The 2,648-nt window shown below is 32.5% G+C and carries 2 protein-coding genes and 1 tRNA gene; all 3 read left to right on the top strand.

The window, feature by feature from the left end:
• Window positions 1-304 precede the first annotated feature (304 nt).
• The 3 genes from rnhC to AC27L2_RS13750 all read left to right on the top strand — a co-directional run bounded on the left by rnhC (window position 305) and on the right by AC27L2_RS13750 (window position 2,565).
• A complete protein-coding gene (gene rnhC, locus AC27L2_RS13760) occupies window positions 305-1,237 on the top strand; it encodes a ribonuclease HIII (protein WP_487212344.1) in 933 nt (310 codons plus the stop codon).
• 84 nt (window positions 1,238-1,321) lie between these two features.
• Window positions 1,322-2,428, top strand: coding sequence for a 6-phosphofructokinase (locus AC27L2_RS13755; RefSeq protein ID WP_487212343.1), 1,107 nt, complete (start codon window positions 1,322-1,324; stop codon window positions 2,426-2,428).
• A 62-nt stretch (window positions 2,429-2,490) separates the two neighbouring features.
• Window positions 2,491-2,565 (top strand) — tRNA-Asp (locus AC27L2_RS13750).
• Window positions 2,566-2,648 lie beyond the last annotated feature (83 nt).

Raw genomic sequence — 2,648 nt, 5'->3', positions numbered from 1 at the left:
AGTTTTCAAGACCGCTGCATTTCCGCCAGAGGCGGACAGGCAACCACTCTGCCACCTCTCCGTAAATAAATCTATAAAAGAGTAAGTTTTCAAGACCGCCGCATTTCCGCCAGAGGCGGACAATTAGTCTGTCAATCAATTTCTAAAGAACTTTAAAATTGCGGTTACAACAATACAAAATTTTTTTTAATTCTTCATTCCTGATTTAATAAATTCCTTTGAACTAAATTTTATTTTGATATCCATAAATTATTTCTATGGCAAATAAGTTATTATTTACTATTTTTCATTCTGCAAAACAATTTTGAATTGTCAGCCAAATTTATTTATGGATGTTATAACAAAAGCTTACAATTACATCTGCCAACTAAAAGAAAAACTTGCCGACCAAAATTATATAACTACCAACATCGAGCAAAAAAATTATAACTATGAATTCACTGTAAAAGTTAATAACAAGAAAATTAAAGTTCTGGTATACTTTGGTAAGAAAGGAATAAAAACAGTTTTACAGGGAGATGTATCATCTAAGGAGTTTTCAGAAATTCGGAAGTTAATTTTCGAACAAATGGAATTAAACTTATCAAGTGATGATAATGATATTAAAGAACCAGATGAATATATTGGAACTGATGAAAGCGGCAAAGGTGATTTTTTTGGTCCGCTTGTAGTTGCTGCAGTCTATGTTAATAATGAAACAAAAAAAAAGTTGAAACAGCTTGGCGTAAGAGACAGCAAAGTTTTATCAGATGAACAAATATCATGCATGACAAAAAATATCTTAAAAATTATTGGTGAAAATTACAGCATTGTTACCATCACACCATCAAAGTATAATCAACTTTATAATGAATTTAAAAATCTCAATAAATTATTAAGCTGGGCACATTCAAAAGCTATCGAAAACATTCTCAAAAAAAATAAATGCAAAAAAGTTATTACTGATAAATTCAGTAATCAGAAATTGAAAATTTATTTTGACACAAACTATTCTTCAGTAGAATTTTTACAAATCACAAAGGCAGAAAAATATATTGGCGTTGCAGCTGCTTCTATACTTGCAAGAAATAAATTTAATGAATGGTTTAATTCACAATCAAAAAAAGGAATAAATTTAGTAAAAGGTTCATCTAAAAAAGTAGAAGAATCTGCTATTGATTTAATAGGTAAAATTGGAAAAGAAAATTTGAGTAAGTATGCAAAACTACATTTCAAAACATTAAAAAAAGTAATTTGAAAATCATTAGTTGCTGCTTGAATGTTAATTAACTTTAGAGTAATGGAAATATTATTTTTGTAATACAAAAAAGTGAGATTGAAAATGAAAACAAAAACAAAAGTAAAAAAAATTGGAATATTAACTGGCGGAGGTGATTGTCCTGGCTTAAATGCAGTTATAAGAGGTGTTACAAAACCAGCATTGGACAATGGTTTAACAGTACTTGGAATACTTGACGGCTTCGAAGGTTTAGTTGAAGGAAGAGCAGTAGAACTTTATAACAAAGATGTATCGGGAATACTTGCAACAGGTGGGACAATTTTAGGATCGTCGAATAAAGGCGACCCTTTTCATTGGCCCGAAGAAATAGAAGGTAAAATTAAAATTACTAATCGTTCTAAAGATGCATTAAAAAATTACGAAGCATGGAATCTTGATGCATTAATTGCCATTGGCGGTGATGGAACAATGCACATTTCGCAACAATTAATTGAAATGGGAATGAATATTATTGGTGTTCCTAAAACAATTGATAATGATTTAGGAGCAACGGATTTAACATTTGGTCACGATTCTGCAGTATATGTCGTCTCCGAAGCTCTGGATAGACTGCACACTACTGCATCATCTCATCATCGTGTAATGGTAATTGAAGTAATGGGAAGATATGCAGGCTGGATTGCACTTAATGGTGGACTTGCAGGCGGAGCCGATGTAATATTAATTCCTGAACTTCCTTTCACATGGGAAAAAATTTATGATAAACTTTTAGAAAGAAACATGATGGGAAAAAGATTTAGCATTGTATGTGTAGCAGAAGGAGCCCGACCCAAAGGTGAAGGCATGATTATAAAAGCTAAAGATGTTAAAAGAACAGACCCAATTCAATTAGGTGGAATTGGAGAATATGTTGCAAAAAAAATTAGTGAAGATACTGGATTAGAAACTCGTTACACAGTTCTTGGTCATTTGCAAAGAGGTGGAAGCCCAACTCCATTTGATAGAATATTATCAACTAAATTTGGAACTTATGCAATTCAACTCGCAATAAAAAAACAATTTGGAAAAATGGTTGCACTCAAAGGCAATGAAATAAAAAGTGTTCCTATTTCCGAAGCAATTTCAAAACAAAAACTTGTTAAGCCAAACGATCAAGCTGTATTAACTGCGAGTGCTGTAGGAGTAAGTTTCGGGACAGAAAAATTATAAACTAAACTTGTTTGGATAATTTATAATTACTATTTTTGTGCGCATTTAATAAAAGTTCTTAAGGGGTCGTAGTTCAGCTTGGTTAGAACGCCTGCCTGTCACGCAGGAGGTCGCGAGTTCGAGTCTCGTCGGCCCCGCAAAAAACTCGCACAATGCGAGTTTTTGTTTTAATGGGCTTCTGCAATGCAATGGTATACTTATATAATTTACTCTCCAAGCA

The sequence above is a fragment of the Rosettibacter sp. KY25 genome, assembly GCF_057554405.1.
The sequence above is the reverse complement of the archived record's forward strand: the minus strand, read 5'-3'. Positions and strand labels throughout refer to the sequence as shown.